Raw genomic sequence first — 22,298 nt, forward strand, 5'->3', positions numbered from 1 at the left:
ACTAAACCCCTCACCGATAGCCTTATGACAACGTAATGACTCTATTCTTCCATATGATATTGATATTCATTATCAATTAATATGGATTATATCTATATTAATTTCCAGATGTCAACCTTCTTTGTCTTCGCGATTTCTGGGATTTCCTAAAACAACCTGAAAGGCATCACATCCCATATGAAATAGACAAAAAGAAATAGGCCTTCCGGTTTGGAAGACCCATCTAAGTATGATCATTAATCAGCAAAGTAATCTTCAGGCACATATCGAATCTCTGAATTCGCAAAAATTGTAAGGGTACCACGATCCTTATCGTATGCAACCCGGTCTCCATGGACGTAGTACCAGTGCTTCAGGAGGGGTTGATCCTTGCGCTGTACGAATCGAAAGACGTTCAGCTCCTGCCTGAGCTCAATGATCTGTTCCACGGTTTGATCATCCAAACCTGTAACTGTGAATACGAAGCCTTTGCCCTCTTTTTGGAACCGATAGGACAGGGAATCTGTTTTGCTATTCGCCAGACCTCGCCCGGTTACCCCATGTTTAACCATAAACCATTCCTGCTGTGCCATAGACGTATATCCTCCCTTAGTGCTCGTGTCTATTAAATGCTGCGTTCCACTCAAGTTAAGGCAAATCAATGAGCATGAAGATCGCATCCTCACTTGCCTGAAATTCCGTGACCTGAGTCTGTTCTACCCTCGCTGTATCGCCTGCAGTTAAATCGTGCTCACCATTCAGTCCAATCTTACCCTCAATCACAAAAATATACTGGCGGCGCCCCTCATCCTGGTTATATGTTAATGCCTCACCTTTAGCCAAACGGCTTAGATATATCGTCATATCCTGATGAATGGATGCAACCCGCGGTCCGCCTTCAGGAGATACTACAGGCAGGAGCGCTCCCGTTAGTGCAGCAGGATCAAATGATGTCGTCTCATACGAAGGCTGCAGCCCCCTAGTCGTAGGCATGAACCAGAGCTGAAGCAAACGTACCTCTTCCGTATCGGACGCATTGTGCTCTGTGTGAATCATGCCGCTGCCCGCGGACATTCGCTGAATCCCCCCAAACGAGGTTACAGCTACATTGCCAAGATTGTCTTCATGACGAAGCTTGCCGTTCAGCACGATAGACACGATCTCCATGTCACTGTGCGGATGTGCACCAAAACCACGCCCAGGTGCAATCACATCATCATTTGCTACCCGCATCGGCCCAAACGCTGTGTTCTCCGCATCCTGATATTCTCCAAAGGAAAAGCTATGACTGCCGCGCAACCAGCCCCGGTCGAAGCTGGCACGGGCTTCAGATGGAATGATATTAATCATAAAGCACATCCTCCGTAATGTTCTTATTTTTTCTTAGTAGCATACTTATTCTCATTGTACCAAAAGTTTAGGCTTGGCGTCCAAAATAAAAAACCTTCTCCTGCCAGAGCAGTTCACAAGTATAATTACCCGCAAACCAATCCAGCAGAAAAAGGCTTCGATGCAGGCTTAGCCTGCTTTTTATGAAATACATGCTCACAAACGGTGAGTCTTATGAGCTTGCATTCTGAACCTTACTTTGTCTGGCTATAAACTGATCCACCGCGAGGAAGCGGCTGCCTGTGAATAGCAAGGTCAGGGAACCTGCCAGCGTCAGATAATCAAATTCAGTACCACCAATAAATGGCTGATCTACTTTGGCCGTAAACAGAACCCCTGCCATCAAGATAATAAACAACGCAGCAAACACACGTGTTCCCAATCCCAGAATCATCGCGGCCCCGCCGGCCAGCTCAATAATGGCTACAACAGATGCGAGGAACCCAGGGATACCCATGCTCTCAAAAAAACCTACTGCACCACTGATTCCACCTTCAAACTTGCTCCACCCATGCAATACAAAGATGAGACCGATCATGATTCTTAAGAAGAACAAACCAATCTCTACACTCCTACTATTCATGTACATCTTCCTCCTTGACATTCAAATTATCCGATCGACCACACAAACAAAACAGACATCAACAGAAACACTGTCGCCGACATTATTATGGCGAACCATGGGAGAGCCAGCTCAACATCTTGTTCCGGATCAAGCAAACGAGAGATGCGCACATTCACCGACGTATCGGCAAACGAGGATTGCACAGCCATCTCCCGTACCCGCCATGGTTCCGGACAAGCGCGGATCAGTTTGAGCAAGGCACTGCCAATTCCCGCTGCATTTCCCGTACGTTCAATCGCTTCATTATCGGCTAAAATTTCGCGGACGATATGATATTGTTTCGAAGTATGCTTCAAAACAGGAATATACGGCATCATCATGGCAAACACCGACAGCAGCGTGGTCTTCAACGGATCACGGTGCCATAGATGATGGACTTCATGATACACAACAGCTGCTTCTTCTTCAGCATCGAGCATGCCGAGCAACCCCGTCGAGAGAACAATGTAAGGCCTCCATAAACCAATCGTAAAAGCAATCGGTGACTGCTTGTCCACGACGATGAACCCCGGTTGTTTGAGATGGCGGTACTTGACCTCAAGGGCTCTGGACATCGCTTGGTTCTCGATCGCATGGAGCTTGCGTACGGCTGCTCGCGTCTTCATCATTCGATGCATGAACAGCCAGCCTGTTCCTCCAAAAGTTAGCACGACAAGCAGCATCAAAAAGTGGCCTACCGACAACCAGCCTATCCGGCTCATCCAGTGATTGCACAGCCAGAGCAGATTAAAGGGAATGTCCCAGCCAAACAGTTTGTACATGGCGTACATAAACATTTGAATGAACACAAGTAGCGGAATGCCAAACCCGACAGTAAACAACAGTTTCGAGCGGGCCTTCCACATATCAGTCGCTATCCTTTTTCCATTGTTTGATCTTCTGCTCCAGACGTTCAATCAACCCCGCATCGGCTTCATCCAGTGCATCCAGCATGTGGCTCACTGCAAGTGCACCGAATTCGTCTACCAGTTCATGCGACAGCTCCTTCGATTGGTCGTTCATAAACTCCTCCTTGCTCTGTACAGGGTGATACAGTGACGTCCGGCCTTTCTGTGTTTTGCGAAGCAGCCCCTTGTCCACGAGCCGGTTCATAACCGTCATGACGGTATTGAAATTAACATCTTTATCTTGTTCAAGTGCTGTTTGCACCTCACGGATGCTGCTGCCTGGACGCGCCCATAAGATATCCATAATCTTCGCTTCCAGCGGGCCAAAAAAACGATTCAGCCCACGCTCACCCACTTTAAAATTGTGTATTTTCATGTTCAGACACCCCTCACACTACCCATTGTAGTGCCATCAAACGAGAAGTCAACCTCTATGTCAGCTATTTATTGTAAATGATTTGTAAATTTGTTTTCCATTTCAGAATATCACTGGGAGCGTATATGAGAAACCAGGTCGGCTGCAAAGACAGCAAAAAGACTGGACAGTCCTGCATTTCCTGCAGTCATGCCCAGCCTTATCAGTATTAATTTTATTTCACGTTATGAAAATATATTAATAATGTCTTTTATTTACGGTCTGCCGGGTGGCATGTATGCCGAGATATCTACACCAAGTCCACGAGCCAGACGTCCACCAAGCTGTCCGTCAGCCTGGAAGAAGTGACATAATGCACGCATCTGCGTCTGGGCCGGAACACCTTTCAGGTCATTAATCAGATTATCAAGCAGATTTTTCTGTTCTTCCGCCGTAAAGGAACGGAACAATTCGCCAGCCTGCGTGTAATCATCGGTTTTCTCAATTTTCTCCCGTGTGACATGACCGTGCAGCGGCACCTGAGTATCCCGGTATGCCGGATCTTCCTGTGGACTGCTGGAGGAGCTGTTCGGCTCATAATTCACAGGGGAGGGATCCTGATTCACATTCATGAGTCCATCGCGCTGATGGTTGCGAACCGGTGCATACGGGCAGTTCACCGGAATCTGCAGATAGTTTGGTCCAAGCCGGTGACGCTGGGTATCCGGATAGGAGAACAGGCGTCCTTGCAGCAGTTTATCCTCAGATGGCTCAATCCCAGGCACCAATGCACTTGGCGAGAAAGCCGCCTGTTCTACTTCAGCGAAGAAGTTTTGCGGATTGCGATTCAGGGTCATGGTTCCTACCGTTTGAAACGGAATGATATCTTCCGGCCAGGTTTTGGTCGGATCAAGCGGATCAAATGAGAAATCATCCATCTGCTCCGGCTTCAGAAGCTGTACCTGCAGCTTCCACTGCGGATACTGGCCGTTTTTGATATGGTCATACAGATCCCGGGTAGCGTGGTTGAAGTCCTGTCCTTGCACTTCAGACGCTTCCTGAAGAGAGAAGCCGCGCACACCCTGCGCAGATTCCCACTTATACTTCACGTAGTGGATCTCGCCTTGAGCATTAATCCATTTGAACGCGTGCACACCGAATCCATCCATCTCACGGTAACTCGCAGGCGTACCCAGATCAGAGAACAACCACGTCATCATATGTGTGGATTCAGGTGAAAGGGTCATGAAATCCCAGTACCGTGCAGGGTCTTGAATATTCGTATCTGGCGCAGGCTTCAGGGAATGCACCATATCCGGGAATTTCATCGCATCACGGATGAAGAATACAGGCAGATGGTTACCGACAATATCATAGTTGCCCTCCCGTGTGTATAGCTTGACGGCAAACCCCCGTGGATCACGCGCAGTCTCTGGCGAACCCGTTCCGTGAATTACCGTGGAGAAACGGACCAGTACTGGTGTTTCCGTTCCAGGCTCCTGCAGGAAATCCGCTTTGGTGAACTCTTTCATGCTATTCTCCAGGGTAAATACCCCATGAGCACCTGCACCTCTAGCATGCACTACCCGTTCCGGAATACGTTCACGGTCAAAATGGGCAATCTTCTCGATCAAATGATAATCTTCAAGTAGAGTGGGTCCTCTTCTGCCTGCTGTGCGGGAATTCTGGTTATCACCCACGGGTGCTCCCTGGTTAGTTGTCATACGTTCTGTCATTTCTGCATCCTCCTCATGATGGCCTCATGCCTGCGTATCTATTATTTAAATCATATTCGTCATTACTTTAAATATACATTTAGACTTGATCTAACTGTTAAAATGATTCTAACATGTCCCATATAGCGTCTGCATGAGCTTCACATGAGGTTATCATGAGCATCCTGATCGTTTCATGAATGAAGGATGAATATCTGCTTATGTCATAAATAACTGGAAATAAAAAAAAGCGGACTAATCCGCCAGGCGGTAGCCCACTCCTCTTACTGTAACAATATATTGCGGGGAAGCTGCGTTATCTCCAAGCTTTTTGCGCAAGCTTTTGATATGAACATCGACTACATTGCTTCCACCCGTAAAGTCAGTCTCCCAAATATCGCTGAGCATCTCCTCCCGCGAAATGACAGCTCCTTTGGCATCAATCAGCTTCAGCAGCAAATCGTATTCGGTCTTCGTCAAGTGAATCCGCTCATTGTCCCGCTGAACACTCATCCGCTCACGATCCAGCCACAAGTCTTTGAAGCTGATCCGTTGTCCTTCCTCGGGCAAGAAGCCGCGCTTGGGCGTAACCGGACTATTGCCAATCATGCGCTGCACCCGGTACAGTGCTTCCTGCGGACGGGCTGGCCACACCAGCAACTCTTCCTGAAGCATGGGTCCGCTTGCGCTTCCTATCATATTCTCGCCCACCAGATAGAGGCAAGGTGCCATACGCTCTGCCTCCCGGTTCAAACGGCTGCTGATGCCAGCGAACGCATCAATCGTTCCAGCCACAGACAGATCATAGATCAACAGATCAAATACCAGCCGTTCATGAAGATCCGGTTCCCAGCGATGAAACACCAATACATCGAAGCAGCTGTCCGTCAATGCTTTGACCAGTTCATGAACCTGGCCTGGCATCGGACTTATCAGAATGACACGCCGTGTAACAGGACAAGCCTCCACAAAGGGAGCTGGATCAGCAAGAGCTGGCTTGACCCGCAGCGGCAAACGTCGATCAGACATCCTGATTTTTACTTGATCCGTTTGTTTTTGCATTCCCCGCAGACACCTCCAAAGACCACATGAGCGTGATCAATTGCATATCCGGTTTCCTCGGCCACCTGCTGCATCCACGCCGAAGGGACCTCTGTCATAACCTCATCCACTTTGCCACAGACTTCACACATAATATGCTGGTGGTCATCCATGCGGGCGTCATATCGGCTGGCAGTCTCACCAAGCTTAAGCTCCCGGATCAATTCCTTGTCCGTTAAATAACGCAGCGAATTATATACGGTGCCATAAGCGAGATTATAGCCTTGTTCGACCAGACGGTTCATCACGTCTGCAGCAGTCGGATGGTCTTCCGAGTGGCGTACTACATCATATACGGCCTGTCTTTGTATCGTCAGATTTAGAGTTCTCACGGCAATTCTCCTTTATTAATCCATTCCAGAATATATACAATGACACAGCAATCCATCGATCGCTATGATTCCCAAAAACGTTGAAACAAATTTTGATTTAGATTAAGTATAAATCTTAATGTATAATGAAGTCAATACGAGTTCATTACCAGAAAACTTATATTAATAATAGACCTTTTCCAGCAATCGAATTGCACATTTGCTATAATATGGTTCGCTACTGTGCTCTTTTTCAGATAAAATATAGTAATGTGCGTTAAAGGAGGGCTGTTCATTGTTAAGCACGTTCTTTATAAATATTTGTGTTATGATCACATTCATGTACATATCCGGAATTATTGCCAAATACTATAACATTCGCGTCCCGTTCCCCTCATTACGTGTGCAGATGATCGGCGGCTTCCTGTTTGGTATCTATGGTACTGTGCTAATGAACTATTCCTTCCCTCTTAATGAAGATACCATTGTGGATCTGCGCCATCTTGCGATTGTTACAGCCGCAGTGTATCTGGGAGGTCTGGCATCGGTCATCTCTGGACTTGTCATCTCCATCCTGCGCATTGCCATCTTTGGTATGTCGTCTCCAGCGATTGATGCCGGTTTCGTCATGACACTAATCGGTTTATCCGGTGTATATTTTGCCTATGCTTCCTGGTCGAGATTAACCAAAATCATAACGATGAACCTGCTGGGCATAACACTGATTTTTGTGATTCTGGTGTTGAATTCCAGCAGCATGAATTCATTAATGAAAGTATATCCGTTACAAATGACGATTTCTTTTGTCGGTGGGATCTTTATTTATTTTATCGCCGAATTTATTAATAAATCGAATGAGATGTTATTCCTTCTGGAACGCAGAGCATCCACAGACCACCTCACTAATCTCAGCAATCGCCGTCAGTTTGAGAAATCCCTGGAACTGCAGCTGGAGCGTGCCCGGGAAAACAGACAGAAGCTTTCCCTGCTCGTCATTGACATCGACCGCTTCAAAAAAGTGAATGATACGTACGGTCACAGCGCTGGAGACGCTGTTCTGAAACAGCTGGGGCAATTACTAATTGAACATTCGCGATCAGCTGACATGGTCTCACGTAACGGTGGCGAGGAATTTGCAATCCTGCTGCTGGACTGCGGCAATCATCAAGCCCTGGCCATTGCAGAATCCATTCGCCAGTCTGTTGAAAAGTATCTGTTCGCTCTGCCGGATGGCACAACCATTCGCCTGACCATTTCGATTGGGGTGGCCGTCTTTCCGGACCATTGCGACGAGCAGGATGACGCTGACTTCTTCGAGCAGGCAGACCGTGCATTATATGAAGCCAAAAATACCGGGAGAAATCGGGTCTGCGCCATTCCGAAGCGATCCAAGGTGCTTATTGGCAATCGCTTGCTCTAGCTTAAAACCCAAAAAGGATGTCCCGCAGTTAAGCCTTATCTGGCTGCGGAGCATCCTTTTTTACGATTTAGTTTACATAACTACGCCTTGAAAGACGGTTAACCACTAAGACAGGATCTGCTCGATCTCTTCAATAATGGCTGAATCCAGCTTCACACCTGAAGCAGCAGCATTCTCCTTCACCTGCTCCGGACGGCTTGCCCCTACAAGTGCACTGGACACATTGTTTTGACGCAAAATCCATGCAAGTGCCAGCTGCCCAACCTTCAGATCCAGCTTGTCCGCTACTTCAATCAGCTGACGCACTTTTCCGATTTTGTCTGCATTGATCTTGCCTTCATCCCAGCCGAGCTTCGCCGCACGGGAATTCTCCGGAAGGTCTGAAGCCGAGGTGTACTTGCCGGTTAACAGGCCTTGTGCAAGTGGAGAATAGACAACTTGTCCGATTCCCTTGCGCTCACCAAGTGGAATAATCTCCTTCTCAATATAGCGGTCAAACATGTTATAAACCGGCTGGTTGACCACGATATGATCGAGCAGCAGACGGTCAGCGGTACCGAGCGCTGCCTCCATCTGAGCAGCAGTCCATTGGCTCACGCCTACGTACAGCACTTTTCCTTGACGAACCAGGTCATCCAGTGCCCGCAGCGTTTCTTCGATCGGTGTTTCCGTATGATAACGATGGCAATAGTAGATGTCCACATATTCCACGCCTAAGCGTTTCAAACTGGCATCACATTGCTCCTTAATATGTTTGCGGGATAAGCCCTGATCATTCGGACCGTCGCCCATTTTGCCGAACACTTTGGTTGCAAGAACATAGGAATCACGGGAATATGCTTTCAAAGTCTGCCCAAGCAGCTCTTCCGCCGCGCCGCGTTCGTATACGTTTGCTGTATCAAAAAAGTTGATGCCTTCATCGAATGCGGTTTCAATCGACTTCACCGCATTTTCACGCTCCACATATCCTCCGTACGTCAGCCAGCTGCCCAAGCTGATCTCGCTTACTTTCAGTCCGCTTCCACCCAATCTGCGGTATTCCATTGAATGCACATCCTCCTCTAGATTAATTAGTATGATTCTTACTTTTCTATTGTAACGTAACCAGCGTGGATGAAAAGGGATTTAACAAAAGAAAACGGATAAATAAACAGATCGGATTTGAGGCGCGCTCTTTTCGTATACAATAAAAAAAGCGTACCTGATTAGGTACGCTGCTTATATTTTATTATGCCCGGTGCAATGTCGCGCTCAGTGCGTTCAGCAAGTCCAACTGTCTAACCGGCTTGGTTAAGACAGCATTAACGTTCCCCGTCTCCTGTGGATCCATATGCATTCCGTAGGGGACCAGGATGATGATGGGCAGTTGTTTTGCCATTCCCTTTAATTCATGAATAAACTCCATGGCCTTGTCTGGCTCTAACCCCATGTCAATAACCGTAATTTCAGGCTCAAGTCCATCTTCAATCCAGTGTTTTGCCTGGCTCGTGTCTGATGTCATATTTACATCCATCTGCCACCTGCGCATGAGGGAAGATACCCCCTGCAGAATATCAGGAGCTTTGACCAGCAGTACCGTTTTACCTTTCAACCGATCTTGAATGCCTGTAAGCTGCGGAAGTTCCCAGTGCTTCATCAGGGGCAGCCTGATCTGAAATTCCGTCTCCTCTTCACCCAGGCTGCTCACCTCTATACAGCCATGCATGAGAATGGCGAGATTTTGGCTGACGGCCAAACTGAGGTTGGTACCCACAAGCTTTTGAATGCTGATATTTCCGTCCAGTGTATTAAACGCCTGCAGTTTTTTGTCCGATGTCAGCATCCGACCTGTATATTTGATATGAAGCAGCAGCGTACCCACCTCATCCACATTCTGACTATCGACGGCTGCCGTAACGAGCACGGAACCTGTACGCGTGGAATCAATGGCATATTTCAGCACATTTGCGAGCAGCTGACCGATCTTGACCTCGTCTCCCACGAAGACCTGAGAGACATTCAGTTCAAGGTTCAGTCCCAGCTCGATTCCTTTCTCCATCGCCAGCCCGGCATGAAGATACACGGTACTCTCAATAGTAGAAACCAGATCAAAGGGATCATCATGAACTACCGTTCTACCTGTTTCATTAATATTAAAGTTCATTATATTATTCAGCAAAGACAGGAGGATGTGGCCACTGGTCTCAATCATGTCCACATATTCCACATGCTCTTCGGGCATATCCGGTGTACGCATCAGATCGGTTAAACCAAGAATGCCATTGAGCGGGTTGCGAATCTCATGACTCATTAGCGCAATCATCTGGGACTTCGTCATCGCTTCCGATTCAGCACGTTCCTTCTCCATCTGCAGCTGTTGTTTCAGCTGCTCCGTATCGTTCAGCTTTTGTTTCTGTATGAGCAAATTGTTCTCCAAGTCAACGACATATCCAAGAAATACTGCCATGGCGTTCAACGTCTTCATATCTGTCTCACGGATAACATAGTCCGGGTTGTCCATTAAACAAATCGTCCCAAAGGTTTCACCCGAACGCCGCATAATGGGTATGCCCACAAAAAAACGGTTACCGAGCGCCTTGGTTACATCCATTGAGCAAGTCAGCGGATGTGCTGCAGTATCCGTTATGGTCAGGTTTTCTTTTGTATTTCGCAGTACCAGACTGCAGTAGGAAGAATCAAATGGAAGTTCACTGCCATTGATAACCAGTTCCTCGTTTCGGTTAAAAGCTTCCAAAATGACATTGGTCGTTCCGTCATTGGTGGCAACAAAGATCGTATTGACCTCCAATATACCGCTTAACACGTCCACGATGTGGGACGCTGCTTCCTGTACATTTTCATAGAAGCCTCTTGTTATCCCTGCCGTTCCCATGATCCACCCCTCAAATCTTAGCTGTATTTCTACATCTTTATCTCAAAATGAATCTATCCTGTATATGAGGGTCAAATTTCTCAAGTTAACTGTCACAACATGTACATATGTGTTTACCACCATAGAAGCCCAAGAGAATCATAGTGCACGAAAACCACTCTTATCCCTAGTGCAGCATAAATAGGAATTATACTCTTCCAGGTTCACTTTGAAAACCATTATCCACTCTCCCTGATGCAGTTCCTGCCGGTAGAAGGTTACGGTGTGAGAATGATCACACCCAAAAATCCACATATAGTTTATAAATGGATAATGCAAATCTACATATAGTGTTTAGATGAAATAACCGATATTATAAATCAATATTTGGGAGGAATCTCACATGAACCTGCTTGAGTATGCCACTCCACCGGCATCCGATCTATTATCCGACCTGGGAAGACGAATAATTGGCGCAGAAGACGCAGACACACTGAGGGAGAACGCTAACCTCAATGGTGATTCGTTCAGCGGCAAGATGAGCAGACTCGGCTCGGAGACAGCCAAGTGGCATGCTCTTCGTCATGTGCTGCCGGAAGAGCTTGCTGCATCTGTGGAGAATGGAGATCTCTACGTTCATGATCTGGATCAGTATGCGCTTGGAACAACCAATTGCATCTTTATCCCGTTTGATCGACTGCTGGCCTCCGGCTTCAATACGGGTAACGGCTCCGTGCGTACCCCTCAGACCATCATGTCGGCAATGGCGCTTGTCGCCATCATATTTCAATCACAGCAAAACAGTCAGTACGGCGGGGTATCCGCCAACAAAATCGACTGGGATCTGGCTCCTTATGTACAACGCTCCTTCCGCAAACATTATCGCAAAGGACAGCGTTTGCTTGGAGAGCACACACAGATTGACGACGAGCATCTGCACCTGGACAGTTCACTGGCACGGGAAGCATGCCCGCGTGCTTTCGCTTTTGCCTGCGAGGAAACAGAACTGGAGACCGGACAGGCTGCCGAATCCCTGATTCACAATCTGAATACCATGAGCAGCCGGGCAGGTGGACAGATTCCTTTTACCTCGCTGAACTATGGACTATGTACCTCAGCCGAAGGCAGGCTTGTATCCCGTTCCCTGCTGGAAGCAACCATCCGCGGCCTTGGTGGCGGGGAAACCCCCGTGTTTCCACAGCATATCTTCCAGTGCAAACAGGGAATTAACCAGGCACAAGGGGAACCCAACTACGACTTGTTCCGACTAGCCGTGACTTGCTCTTCCCGGCGCATGTATCCGAACTTTGTCAACGTGGATGCCTCATTCAACCTGCCTTATTATCGTCCTGAAGATCCGGATACCATCATCGCCACCATGGGATGCCGTACACGTACGCTGGCAGACCGCTTCGGACGCAATCGGCAGAGTGGCAAAGGCAACCTTTCGTTCAACACCATCAATCTGGTCAAACTTGGCATTCGCTATGGCATCTGTCAGGGTGCACGGGCCGTCGCCGACCGTACGGGGTTCTATAAAGCTCTTGAAAAGGTCATGGAACGTGCTGCTTCCGGACTGCTGCACCGCTATCGTATCCAAACGGCACAGCCTGCCAAGGCATCTGATTTCATGATGCGGGAAGGTGTGTGGGAAGGCGGTGAGCAGCTCGCACCAGATGAACCGGTAGCCGAACTATTGAAGCATGGCACCTTGTCTATTGGTTTTATCGGGCTTGCCGAATGCATGACCGCACTGTATGGCCGGCACCATGGACAGGACCCCCATATCCACCGTGAGGCGTTGAACATTATCCGCACCATGCGTGAATTCTGTGATCGCATGAGTGAACTGCATAACCTGAATGTTACGCTCTTTGCCACGCCTGCCGAAGGGTTATCCGGCAAGTTCACCAAGATTGACCGCGAGCGATATGGCCTCATTGCTGGGGTCAATGACCGGGAATATTACACAAATTCATTTCACATTCCGGTCTATTACACCCTGCCAGCCTACCGCAAAATTGAACTGGAGGCTCCCTTCCATACGCTATGTAATGCCGGGGCCATTTCCTATGTTGAACTGGATGGAAATGTACGGGCCAATACCAGCGCCTTCCAGCGTATTGTTCAATATGCACTCGCACAGGATATTGGATATTTCTCCATTAATCACCCGATTGACCGCTGTCCGGCATGCGGATATGAAGGTGTCATCGGTGATGTATGTCCTGGGTGTGAGGCACATGAGGACCACGTGCACTTCCAGCGATTGCGCCGGGTCACCGGTTATCTTACGGGCGACTACAAGGTACGCTTCAATTCCGCGAAACAGGCAGAAGTGCGGGATCGGGTGAAGCACAAGTGAATCTGTACGGTTATATTCCCGAGTCTGTAAATGAAGGACCTGGTCTGCGAGCTGTCATCTTTATCAGCGGGTGCCATCATGCCTGCCCAGGATGCTTCAGTCCGGATTCATGGAGCTTCCGGGCAGGAGAACATTTCACCGCAGAGCGGCAGCAGCAGATTATGCATGAGGTAACTGCCCATCCCCTGCTGGATGGGGTTACATTATGCGGGGGTGATCCCTTTTTCTCAGCAGAGGAATGCATCCCTTGGGTTCGCCGTTTCCGCGATGCATGCCCTGACCGGACCGTGTGGGCCTATACGGGATTCACCTATGAAGAGCTTGTCGCTGATCCCATACGGGCTGAACTGGCTTGGCTGTGTGATGTCATTGTAGATGGCCCCTACGTGGCTGCCGAACGGGATATATCCTTACCTTTTCGGGGCAGCCGCAATCAGCGCTTGGTGGATGTGCAGGCGACGTTAAGAGATCAACAAATTGTTACAATTAGCCTTGATTCGTTGTAGCCCCATCTCAATCGATATTCTCATTGAAAATACGCAGAGAATGAATTGCGTGTATTTTCCGATGAGAATTTTTTTGTTTTTCACTACTCACTTCTTTATTGCATGTCGATATACTATATAGGTGGTTACTAAAATAAACTTTGGTACTTTTCTATATTAAACATTTTAGGAGGCATTTACCCAATTATGGATATTATTCAAGCACTCATTACATGCATGCCGTTTTTCCGTGATACCATACGCCAGGATGTAACCCTTTCCATTATCGATCGGGAGAAGTTCCTGTACTTTTCTGCAGGAGAGTCCTTAAAACAATTGGAATTCAAAGCGGGAGATCCTTTGCTTGAACCCAATCGTAATTTTGCCGATCTGAAAGGCACTACGGAGAAGCAGTTCGATCATTACCCCAAGGAATTATTCGGTGTTCCATTTGATGTATCGTACCTGCCGATCAAAAACGAACAGGGTGAGGTCATCGCCATATTCAATCTGCTCTACAGCATGGACGACCAGGCTCAGTTACAACAGCTCATGGAAGCAACGGAGCATCTGACCAATCAGCTTATTGATAGCGTGCAGCATGTAGCTGCACATTCCCAGGAGCTGAGCGCCACGACCGAGGAAATTCGGAATAACTCCAAACAAGCTGTACAGAAATCAGGAAACGTAACTCAGGTTGCGAGCTTCATCCGGGAAATCTCCGAACAAACCAACCTGCTCGGTTTAAATGCTGCCATTGAAGCTGCCCGTGTAGGTGATGCAGGAGCAGGTTTCGGCGTCGTTGCGAAAGAAATCCGTAAACTGTCGGTAGATACCAAGCAAGCCACCACCCAAATTGAAGAATCCCTCCTCGCTGTCCGGCAATCCATTCAAATGATGGAAAATGAGCTTGGAGAGATTACCGCCAGCTCGCAGGAACAGGCGGAACTCGTCAACAATTTCATGAGTACCATTGAACAGCTGAATGAAACCAGCCAGCAACTGAAACAATTCGTGAACAAACTGATTACGTTTGACGGCAGATAATTTACATACGATGTTCAAGTCGAAAAGCCCCCGAATCTGATTCGGAGGCTTTTTTATTCAATTATTCAATAGGCTGTACGCTCATTCTATTTGTTTTTAGCGAATCTCAAAATGGCTTATGCGTACACCCGCAGACAATACAAGATAGATGTCTCGCTGACCTGCTGCGCCTTGAAGATCGGCTTTCACCGTAGACCATTGCTGTGCACCACTTTGTGCAATATCGATACGTCCTGCCAGCGTTCCATCCGCTGCATCCAGACGAACTTCCAGCACCGCACCTGGCTGTTCTGACGATACACGCGCTTCAATGGCTGCTGCATGAGCGCCCAGATCGGCGTCTTTGAAAGCAATCCATCCTTGTTCACCCGTCACGCGGACAGAAGTTCCACCTTCTTTGCTCTCATCCAGATCCACACCAAAGTAAGCATCATAATTCTCAGCACGGGTCGCGACGCTCAAATTACGGGCAGGGATCGTTTCACCATCAACCGTCAGATCAGCTACAAGCTGAATATCGGATGACGACTTGCCGACCATGATCGAATACGTTCCTGCTTCAACCACATAACGATCACGGGTGACATCCCAGATGGCCAGTTCCTGTACTGGCAAGTTGAAACTCACTTTTACGGTTGCGCCAGCTTCAACATGGAGACGACGGAATCCTTTTAACGTTTTGAGTGGACGTTTCACCCGGGATTTGCCGGCGCGTACATACAACTGTACCACTTCATCACTGGCAATGGTTCCGGTGTTGGTTACGTCGACGGTTACTTTGACCGTTCCTTCTGTTCCCGCTTGGTCAGGATTCAACTCCAGGTTGCTGTATTTGAACGCAGCATACGTTAATCCATGTCCGAATGGATACAGTACATTGCCTTCAAAATACTGATACGTACGTCCGGATTGGATGATGTCATAGTCCTTGATATCCGTTAACTGATCTGCGGATTGCACCCACGTCATGTTCAAACGGCCTGCTGGTGCGTAATCTCCGTAGAGCACATCGGCCACAGCATTACCCAGTTCCTGTCCTGCATGGGAAGTGTACAATACAGCCGGGATGTTCTCTTGAACCCAATTGGATGTGAATGGGTAACTGCCCACAATAACCACAATGGTGTTCGGATTGGCCGCATATACAGCTTCAACCAGACGTTGTTGGGATTCAGCCAGATCCAGGCTTGGACGGTCAATCTCTTCTTTCCCGTTCACAAGCGGATTGTTCCCGACAAATACAATGGCCGTTTCTGCTTCTTTCGCAGCTGCTACCGCTTCATCCAACCCGTTCACAACGATATCCTTCTTAAACGTCTCAGTCACACCAAAAGACTTCAGCTCTTCTGACACGGCAAATGCGTCGTTTCCGCCATTTGGCGCGGTTACCGTTTTGCCATTCCATGTTGTCAGACCAACACCGCCATCTTCCTGCGGAAGCAAGTGGAATACTTCCTTCACGAACCAGCCGTACACTTCATCTGCTGAAGCCGTTACCGATTCTTCGTCTGTAGTCAGATATTTGCCATTGCTTTCTGCCTGCAAAGTAAGACTTCCGAACCCCCAATCCGTCAGCGTGAACGTCTCCGCTTCTCCCGAGGCAATGAGAGGTGATTTCTCGCCTTCGCCCAGTCCGATTGCTTTTCCATTCGCTACGGAAGTTAATGTAATCCGGTCATTTCCATCCTTGAACGCAACCTTATCGCTGCCTACCTTGCCGCTGATCGCCTCAAGCGGAGATACACTGTAAGGCATGGTGCCAGCATACCAGTCACGGTAAACGGTGCCGCCCAGCTGACCAATGACAGCCACTTTGCCTGATTTTGTTTTATCCAACGGCAGGGTACCTTTAGCGTTTTTGAGCAGTACAACCTGTTCTCTTGCTGCTCTTAGCGACAGGGCCTTCGCCTTCTCTGTCATCATCGCTTCTTCGCCAATAGATGCATACGGATTGCCTTCAGCTGGATCGAATTCACCCAGACGGAAACGTACACGGAATGTATTGAACAATGCCTGGTCGATATCTTCCATTGTTAGCGTTCCTTGTTCCAACCCCTCGCGCAGTGCTTGCTTGGACAGATCCGCATCATCGGTAATACTGTCGATTCCCGCTTTTACAGACTCCACCGTGCCCGGTGTATGAGAATCATAGTACTTATGATCGTTCTTGATCCCCATCACATCACCTGCATCGCTGACGATGAAACCATCCATGCCCCACTCGCCTTTGACAATTTCGTTCACAAAAGGATGAAGCAGTGCCGGCGTACCGTTAATGGAGTTATACGCGGTCATCATCGACTGCGCTCCGCCTTCCTTGAAGGGCTTCTCGAATGCTTTCAGATAATATTCACGCATATTGCGCGGATCAATGCTCGATGAGCCGCTTCCGCGATCCACTTCATTATTGTTGGCAAGGAAATGCTTGAGCGTTGCAACAGCCTTGTAATATTTCGGATGGTCTCCCTGAATCCCCTTAACCAGTGCGGTGGTAAGTTCGGCAGTCAGTTCCGGATCTTCGCCATAAGCCTCTTCATTGCGACCCCAACGCGGGTCACGTTCCATATCAACTGTAGGTGCCCACAGGGTGAGACCATTTACAGCTGGATTGCGTTTGTAGAACACGCGCGCCTCGTCCCCAATGACAGAACCGATTTCTTTCATAAGTTCCGCATCCCATGTGCAAGCCAGTCCAACAGGCTGCGGGAAGGAAGTAGCTTCGCCAAGCCATGCCAGGCCATGAGCGGCTTCTGTTCCGTGTTTATAAGCAGCAATACCCAGGCGTTCTACCGCTGGCTGGTATTGCAGCATGGATTCAATCTTTTCATCTTCCGTCAGACGGGATACCAGGTCCTTAACCCTTGCGTCCAGTTCGAGCGTTGTATCCTGAAATGGATATTTGGTTTGATTAGTCATGGGTTGAAATCTCCTTTATACTTCAGATCGTTTATTGGCTAATGATAGCGAATACATGAAATGTAATGAACACTGTGCACTTCAATAAATATTTGACTCGTTTTATATAAGTAAAAACATTGTTAAATCAGCATTTTCACATCTGTATATATTACCTTATTACATTTACTAAAACGGTTTCGATAATCCTATCATAATGCATGTCTGGCAAAAAAAACAGGGGTCCTCTCCAGGAAAATGTGAACAATGATTTGTAAAGTCTCTGCCACCTCGTTTTATTCGGACATAGTGTGGCAATCATGGATAGGAGTACATCCCCTTCGTGCTTGCCTGGGATACGAACCATTTAATTATAACCTGAAGAAAGATCAAGGAGGACAACCGAATGAGCAACAATCAACAGCCCCCGGCGGGCCTGCCCCCCATACCGGAATCGATCTGGAGGGCTACTCATAAATTTGATGCCTATCCGAAGCTTACTGAAGACATCACTGCAGATGTAGCCATTATTGGTGCAGGGATTGCAGGCATCACAACAGCCTATTTGCTTGCCCAAACCGGGATGCGTGTTGTGATGCTGGAAGCCGGGAAAGTACTCGATGGTACAACCGGACATACCACAGCCAAGGTTTCTGCGCAGCATGGGGTCATTTTCGATGAACTGCTTCACCACTTCGGACAGGAGCAGGCACGCATGTATTATGAAGGCAATGCTAATGCTGCCAATTGGATGCGCAATCTGGTGAAAGAAAAACAGATCGATTGCCAGTGGGCAGAGGAGGATGCCTATGTCTATATACAATCCGAAGATAACCTGAAAAAGCTGGAGATCGAGCTCACCGCTTACGGCAAGCTGAACATTCCAGGTCAGTGGGTCGATCCGCTTCCGATTCAAGTTCCAACGAGAGCAGGCATTAAGATGCCGGGTCAAGCCCGCTTTGACCCTCTCGCCTATTTACACCATTTGCTTGATTCTGCCGTTAAGCAGGGAGTACAGATCTATGAGCATACGACCGTCACCGACGTGGAAGAAGATGCATCACTTCATGTACGGACTTATGGTAATGGTCCATCCGTGACAGCAGAACATGTTGTTGTAGCCTCCCACTTTCCCGTGTATGACCCCGGCTTTTATTTCACAAGGTTGCACGCCGAGCGTTCTTATGCCGTTGCCGTAGAACCTCAAAAGCCCTATGCTGGCGGCATGTATATCTCGGATGATGAGCCAGCCCGTTCCCTTCGCAAGGTGATCCATGAAGGAAAGGAACTCATCCTTTTCGGCGGGGAAAACCATAAAACCGGACAAGGAATCTGCACCTATGGTCATTATGAACGCCTCGAGCGGTTCGCAGAGGAAACGTACGGCATCCGCAGCATTCCGTTCCGCTGGTCCGCCCAGGATCTGATATCCATTGATAAGGTTCCCTATATTGGACCGATTACCGGAAGGCATGAACGAGTTTATGTTGCTACCGGATTCGCCAAGTGGGGCATGACCACCGGAACGATGGCCGGACATATCCTGGCAGATCGTATCACCGGTCGTGACAATCCCCATGCCGCTGTCTTCGATCCAGCCAGATTCAAGACAGATCCAGGTGTGAAAAACTTTATCATCGAAAACGCAAATGTAGCGAAAGAGCTGATCTCTGGAAAAGTAGGCATCGTTCACAAGGACGTCAGCGAGATCGGCAATGACGAAGGTGCCGTTGTTCGTCATAACGGCAAACGTGCCGGTGCTTACAAGGACACCAGCGGCAAACTGTTTTTGGTCGATACAACCTGCACGCATCTGGGTTGCGAAGTGGAATGGAATGAAGGGGAACGCTCGTGGGATTGCCCTTGCCACGGTTCCCGCTTCGATTTTGCCGGCAAAGTCATTGAAGGACCGGCTGTCAAAGATCTTAAAGTGCTTGAAGCCACAGAATAAACAGAGTAGATTCAGTTTCCAGACCCGGGTAGGATTCCGTCTTCGGACGGAGGCATCCTACCCGGGTTTTACGTATGCTGTTCTTATGGGAAGTCAATCGAAGTTTACACCAACATCGGGTGTCTGTTCTTGAGCACAACCATGACACGGAACTATTTTTAAATCACTACCTTGCAATATACAGTACTGAATGGTATTATGATTTCACAACTACTGATCAATACACACTAGTGATTGAAGAAGGATTAAGGAGGAACCTGTGTGAACGTGAATATCCAGTTCAAAAAGGGAGTACTGGAGCTATGCGTCCTGGTGCTGATTAACCGCCAGGATCGGTATGGCTACGAACTGGCTCAGGCGGTTTCCAAACATATTGAAGTTGCCGAGGGTGCACTGTACCCATTACTTCGCAGACTTGTTCAAGACGGGTACTGCACCACCTATTTGCAGGAATCAAGCGAGGGTCCGCCCCGTAAATATTACAAGCTGTCGGACACAGGTCGTGACTACATGCAGGCACTGACTACGGAATGGAATGAATTTGTGCGCAACGTCGCAAATCTGATTGAGGAAGGAACCGATAATGAATAGACAACAATTTATGCAGGCCATGGAAATCCATCTGCGGCCGATGGAGCCTCAGGAACGGGCGGAGCTGCTCGCTGACTATGATCAGCACTTCGAGCTTGGGCTTCAGGAAGGAAGAACTGAAGAGGAGATCGCCCGCGAGTTAGGCCATCCGGAAGAGATTGCACGGGAAGCACTCGGTGCCCGCTATGACGTGAACACGCCGGGTTCCGATCCCTTCTACGCTCCGACTTATGGTGAAATGCGGCCGCCGAAGAACAGCAACCGGGCAGCTCGCAACTTTTTTACAGGTATTGGCCTGATTTTTCTGAACTTGATTCTGGGCATTCCTCTGGGGTTAACCCTCTGGTCGCTATGGCTCGCCATTGCCAGTATGTCCTTGCTGGTATTGGCCCCGGTCGCAGCTGCGGTGGACTTCCTGTTCCTCAGTCAATTTGATAAGGCAGAGCTGTTCGTGGCTATTGGAGCATTTGGTGTTGGGATTCTGTTCTTTTTGGCCGCAAAGCGAGTATTCAATGCCTTCAAGGCCGTCACGCTACAATACATTAGATGGAATAGTAAAACAATGAAAGGAGACGTTTCCGCATGAGTACAAAAAAGTGGTTGGCTCTGGCTGTCATCTGTATCGGAATAGGTTTGCTCGGAACGTCCATATATGGAGTTCAGTTCGGAGATGATCGGGAAGCTTACTCCAAACGGTGGGATTTCAAAAATGATGAGTTGCAAAATGTAATTATGGATGCCAATTTTAGCGCAGATATCGAATTCGTGGTCAGCCCGGATTCCAATGGTTATATTGAGGTAGACGGTAAATGGGACCCGGTCGTCATCCAAAGTTTCGAACAGGCCACGTTATCTGGCGGCACGTTCAAGCTGGCGCAGACACAACGTGAGCGAATACAGTTTTTCACCCTGTATTGGAGTGATCGGGATTCCAAAATCACCGTAGCCCTGCCTGAAGGTCACCAATTAAATGAGGTTAAACTCGATTCATCCTCAAGCGACTGGAAGTTGGCCGGTTTACATGCCAATCTGCTTGAGCTCAACAATACCTCGGGATCCATTCGTCTGGAAGATATATCGGCCCCGCGTATTGATCTGGACCTCACTTCAGGGGACATCAAGGTATCAACTATCGATGGTGACATGACTGTAACTCAAACCTCCGGAAGCTTCACCGCAGATCAATTAGAAGGTAATGTGAACAGTGAAATAACATCAGGAGATGTAGAAATCACACAGTTAAATGGAGCAGCGAATATCCGCTTCACTTCTGGAAGTGTTCATATCGAACAGACCCATTCTGCAGCGGTAGATGTGTCGGGACAATCAGGCGATGTTTTCATTCAAGCTGCACCCGATTTTGAAGGAATCTACGACGCTCGTGCCACTTCCGGAGATGTAAATGTACCGGAATCTACGATGAACAGCAAGGAAGTCATCAAGGCCCGTACCACCTCTGGCAGCATCCGTATCACCAAGTAGTGATGAAGCAAATATCAGAACTGTGGGTAATATAGTATAATCAACTGCCATTCCAACATATAAGGAGGAATTACCCACATGGAACTTAAAAATAAAACGGCTGTCATTACAGGAGCCGGTAAAGGTATTGGCCGCGCCATTGCCGAAGCACTTGCCAAGGAAGGTGTGCATCTCGGCTTGATTGCACGTACGGCTTCCGATCTGGAGGCCCTTCAGCTAACGTTAAGCGAGGCATATGGCATTAAAGTCACAAGTGCTGTAGCTGACATTTCTGATCGTACACAGGCAGAAGCAGCAGTAGCAGCAATAGAAATGGAGCTTGGTGCGGTTGACATCCTCATTAATAATGCAGGTATTGCCAGCTTCGGCACCTTGCTCGACATGGAGCCTGAAGAATGGGAGCGTATCCTGCATGTCAACGTTATGGGTACATACTACGTAACACGTGCCGTCCTGCCGAGCATGATAAAGGAAAGCAGCGGCAGTATTATCAACATTGCTTCTACAGCAGGTGAACGTGGTTTTGCTACAGGTTCAGCATACTGTGCATCCAAGTTCGCACTGCTAGGGATGACCGAATCCCTGATGCAGGAAGTACGCAAATCCAACATTCGTGTAACGGCGTTAACCCCAAGTACAGTCAATACAGAGCTTGCTACCAATGCCGGATTGAAAATCGGAGACGAGGATCGCATGATGCAAGCGGAAGATGTAGCCGAGCTTGCCCTGGCAACACTTAAGCTCTCCGATCGTGTATTTGTCAAAGCTGCTGGAATCTGGACAACCAATCCGCAGTAACAGCATAAATAAATCTGGCCGCCCGGAAACCTCCTGGCGGTCTATTCATTT

20 protein-coding genes are annotated in these 22,298 nt (G+C 48.3%); 9 read left to right on the top strand and 11 right to left on the bottom strand.

All coding sequences use genetic code 11. The features are described from left to right. Positions 1-236: 236 nt before the first annotated feature. From MHB82_RS27940 to MHB82_RS27975, 8 genes are all read right to left on the bottom strand, one after another. Positions 237-572 carry a hypothetical protein gene (locus MHB82_RS27940; RefSeq protein ID WP_341176365.1) on the bottom strand — a complete coding sequence of 112 codons (336 nt, stop codon included), beginning with the start codon at positions 570-572 and terminating at the stop codon, positions 237-239. A 55-nt stretch (positions 573-627) separates the two neighbouring features. After that, positions 628-1,329 carry a pirin family protein gene (locus MHB82_RS27945; protein ID WP_341176366.1) on the bottom strand — a complete coding sequence of 234 codons (702 nt, stop codon included), beginning with the start codon at positions 1,327-1,329 and terminating at the stop codon, positions 628-630. Positions 1,330-1,540: 211 nt separating this feature from the next. Continuing rightward, positions 1,541-1,951, bottom strand: a complete 411-nt coding sequence (locus MHB82_RS27950) for a DoxX family protein (protein ID WP_095360062.1) — start codon at positions 1,949-1,951, stop codon at positions 1,541-1,543. A gap of 26 nt (positions 1,952-1,977) precedes the next feature. Next, positions 1,978-2,838: a M56 family metallopeptidase gene (locus MHB82_RS27955; RefSeq protein WP_110758535.1), complete on the bottom strand. Its 861-nt coding sequence runs from the start codon at positions 2,836-2,838 to the stop codon at positions 1,978-1,980. A 1-nt stretch (position 2,839) separates the two neighbouring features. After that, complete coding sequence (locus MHB82_RS27960; RefSeq protein ID WP_095291044.1) at positions 2,840-3,256, bottom strand: BlaI/MecI/CopY family transcriptional regulator; 417 nt, start codon at positions 3,254-3,256, stop codon at positions 2,840-2,842. A gap of 254 nt (positions 3,257-3,510) precedes the next feature. Further along, positions 3,511-4,971, bottom strand: coding sequence for a catalase (locus tag MHB82_RS27965; RefSeq protein WP_341176367.1), 1,461 nt, complete (start codon positions 4,969-4,971; stop codon positions 3,511-3,513). Positions 4,972-5,205: 234 nt separating this feature from the next. After that, positions 5,206-6,012: a winged helix-turn-helix domain-containing protein gene (locus MHB82_RS27970; RefSeq protein ID WP_095360065.1), complete on the bottom strand. Its 807-nt coding sequence runs from the start codon at positions 6,010-6,012 to the stop codon at positions 5,206-5,208. Next, positions 5,988-6,383 carry a Fur family transcriptional regulator gene (locus MHB82_RS27975; protein ID WP_095291039.1) on the bottom strand — a complete coding sequence of 132 codons (396 nt, stop codon included), beginning with the start codon at positions 6,381-6,383 and terminating at the stop codon, positions 5,988-5,990. Before MHB82_RS27975 ends, MHB82_RS27970 begins: the two co-directional genes overlap by 25 nt. 274 nt (positions 6,384-6,657) lie before the next feature. Between MHB82_RS27975 and MHB82_RS27980 the strand changes: the two genes are divergently transcribed. After that, entirely contained in the window at positions 6,658-7,782 is a 1,125-nt protein-coding gene (locus MHB82_RS27980) for a GGDEF domain-containing protein (RefSeq protein ID WP_110758533.1), read from the top strand. Between the two features lie 105 nt (positions 7,783-7,887). Here MHB82_RS27980 and MHB82_RS27985 read toward each other — a convergent pair whose 3' ends face one another. Then, entirely contained in the window at positions 7,888-8,826 is a 939-nt protein-coding gene (locus MHB82_RS27985) for an aldo/keto reductase family protein (protein WP_095360067.1), read from the bottom strand. Positions 8,827-9,010: 184 nt separating this feature from the next. Further along, on the bottom strand, positions 9,011-10,654 hold the full coding sequence (locus tag MHB82_RS27990; protein ID WP_341176368.1) for a GAF domain-containing sensor histidine kinase: 1,644 nt from the start codon (positions 10,652-10,654) through the stop codon (positions 9,011-9,013). Positions 10,655-11,036: 382 nt separating this feature from the next. On the opposite strand from MHB82_RS27990, the gene MHB82_RS27995 reads away from it, so the two are divergent. From MHB82_RS27995 to MHB82_RS28005, 3 genes are all read left to right on the top strand, one after another. After that, positions 11,037-12,998, top strand: a complete 1,962-nt coding sequence (locus MHB82_RS27995; RefSeq protein WP_341176369.1) for an anaerobic ribonucleoside triphosphate reductase — start codon at positions 11,037-11,039, stop codon at positions 12,996-12,998. Then, positions 12,995-13,504 carry an anaerobic ribonucleoside-triphosphate reductase activating protein gene (gene nrdG, locus MHB82_RS28000; protein ID WP_095360070.1) on the top strand — a complete coding sequence of 170 codons (510 nt, stop codon included), beginning with the start codon at positions 12,995-12,997 and terminating at the stop codon, positions 13,502-13,504. Before MHB82_RS27995 ends, nrdG begins: the two co-directional genes overlap by 4 nt. 186 nt (positions 13,505-13,690) lie before the next feature. Then, positions 13,691-14,530 (top strand): methyl-accepting chemotaxis protein, encoded by an 840-nt coding sequence (locus MHB82_RS28005; protein ID WP_095360071.1) that lies wholly within the window; start codon positions 13,691-13,693, stop codon positions 14,528-14,530. Between the two features lie 96 nt (positions 14,531-14,626). Here the strand turns inward: MHB82_RS28005 and MHB82_RS28010 are convergent, their stop codons facing one another. Beyond that, a complete protein-coding gene (locus MHB82_RS28010) occupies positions 14,627-17,446 on the bottom strand; it encodes a glycoside hydrolase family 3 C-terminal domain-containing protein (protein ID WP_341176370.1) in 2,820 nt (939 codons plus the stop codon). Positions 17,447-17,831: 385 nt separating this feature from the next. Here MHB82_RS28010 and MHB82_RS28015 point away from each other — a divergent pair, with 385 nt between their 5' ends. The 5 genes from MHB82_RS28015 to MHB82_RS28035 all read left to right on the top strand — a co-directional run bounded on the left by MHB82_RS28015 (position 17,832) and on the right by MHB82_RS28035 (position 22,247). Next, on the top strand, positions 17,832-19,376 hold the full coding sequence (locus tag MHB82_RS28015; RefSeq protein ID WP_341176371.1) for an FAD-dependent oxidoreductase: 1,545 nt from the start codon (positions 17,832-17,834) through the stop codon (positions 19,374-19,376). Between the two features lie 261 nt (positions 19,377-19,637). Beyond that, positions 19,638-19,967, top strand: a complete 330-nt coding sequence (locus MHB82_RS28020) for a PadR family transcriptional regulator (RefSeq protein WP_095360074.1) — start codon at positions 19,638-19,640, stop codon at positions 19,965-19,967. Continuing rightward, a complete protein-coding gene (locus tag MHB82_RS28025; protein WP_110758527.1) occupies positions 19,960-20,553 on the top strand; it encodes a DUF1700 domain-containing protein in 594 nt (197 codons plus the stop codon). Before MHB82_RS28020 ends, MHB82_RS28025 begins: the two co-directional genes overlap by 8 nt. After that, complete coding sequence (locus tag MHB82_RS28030) at positions 20,550-21,449, top strand: DUF4097 family beta strand repeat-containing protein (protein WP_110758526.1); 900 nt, start codon at positions 20,550-20,552, stop codon at positions 21,447-21,449. Before MHB82_RS28025 ends, MHB82_RS28030 begins: the two co-directional genes overlap by 4 nt. A gap of 78 nt (positions 21,450-21,527) precedes the next feature. After that, on the top strand, positions 21,528-22,247 hold the full coding sequence (locus MHB82_RS28035; protein WP_153980267.1) for a 3-ketoacyl-ACP reductase: 720 nt from the start codon (positions 21,528-21,530) through the stop codon (positions 22,245-22,247). Positions 22,248-22,298 lie beyond the last annotated feature (51 nt).

It is taken from the genome of Paenibacillus sp. FSL K6-2862, from assembly GCF_038005125.1.
Taxonomy (GTDB): domain Bacteria; phylum Bacillota; class Bacilli; order Paenibacillales; family Paenibacillaceae; genus Paenibacillus; species Paenibacillus illinoisensis_A.

What these genes read in the sequence shown, in the direction of transcription:
- MHB82_RS27955 (WP_110758535.1), bottom strand. Translation starts at nt 2,838, where the DNA reads ATGTGGAAGGCCCGCTCGAAACTGTTGTTTACTGTCGGGTTTGGCATT.
- MHB82_RS28010 (WP_341176370.1), bottom strand. Translation starts at nt 17,446, where the DNA reads ATGACTAATCAAACCAAATATCCATTTCAGGATACAACGCTCGAACTG.
- MHB82_RS27965 (WP_341176367.1), bottom strand. Translation starts at nt 4,971, where the DNA reads ATGACAGAACGTATGACAACTAACCAGGGAGCACCCGTGGGTGATAAC.
- MHB82_RS28005 (WP_095360071.1), top strand. Translation starts at nt 13,691, where the DNA reads ATGGATATTATTCAAGCACTCATTACATGCATGCCGTTTTTCCGTGAT.
- MHB82_RS27960 (WP_095291044.1), bottom strand. Translation starts at nt 3,256, where the DNA reads ATGAAAATACACAATTTTAAAGTGGGTGAGCGTGGGCTGAATCGTTTT.
- MHB82_RS27985 (WP_095360067.1), bottom strand. Translation starts at nt 8,826, where the DNA reads ATGGAATACCGCAGATTGGGTGGAAGCGGACTGAAAGTAAGCGAGATC.
- MHB82_RS28015 (WP_341176371.1), top strand. Translation starts at nt 17,832, where the DNA reads ATGAGCAACAATCAACAGCCCCCGGCGGGCCTGCCCCCCATACCGGAA.
- MHB82_RS27995 (WP_341176369.1), top strand. Translation starts at nt 11,037, where the DNA reads ATGAACCTGCTTGAGTATGCCACTCCACCGGCATCCGATCTATTATCC.
- MHB82_RS27990 (WP_341176368.1), bottom strand. Translation starts at nt 10,654, where the DNA reads ATGGGAACGGCAGGGATAACAAGAGGCTTCTATGAAAATGTACAGGAA.
- MHB82_RS27970 (WP_095360065.1), bottom strand. Translation starts at nt 6,012, where the DNA reads ATGCAAAAACAAACGGATCAAGTAAAAATCAGGATGTCTGATCGACGT.
- MHB82_RS27940 (WP_341176365.1), bottom strand. Translation starts at nt 572, where the DNA reads ATGGCACAGCAGGAATGGTTTATGGTTAAACATGGGGTAACCGGGCGA.
- MHB82_RS28035 (WP_153980267.1), top strand. Translation starts at nt 21,528, where the DNA reads ATGGAACTTAAAAATAAAACGGCTGTCATTACAGGAGCCGGTAAAGGT.
- MHB82_RS27950 (WP_095360062.1), bottom strand. Translation starts at nt 1,951, where the DNA reads ATGAATAGTAGGAGTGTAGAGATTGGTTTGTTCTTCTTAAGAATCATG.
- MHB82_RS27945 (WP_341176366.1), bottom strand. Translation starts at nt 1,329, where the DNA reads ATGATTAATATCATTCCATCTGAAGCCCGTGCCAGCTTCGACCGGGGC.
- MHB82_RS28030 (WP_110758526.1), top strand. Translation starts at nt 20,550, where the DNA reads ATGAGTACAAAAAAGTGGTTGGCTCTGGCTGTCATCTGTATCGGAATA.
- MHB82_RS28025 (WP_110758527.1), top strand. Translation starts at nt 19,960, where the DNA reads ATGAATAGACAACAATTTATGCAGGCCATGGAAATCCATCTGCGGCCG.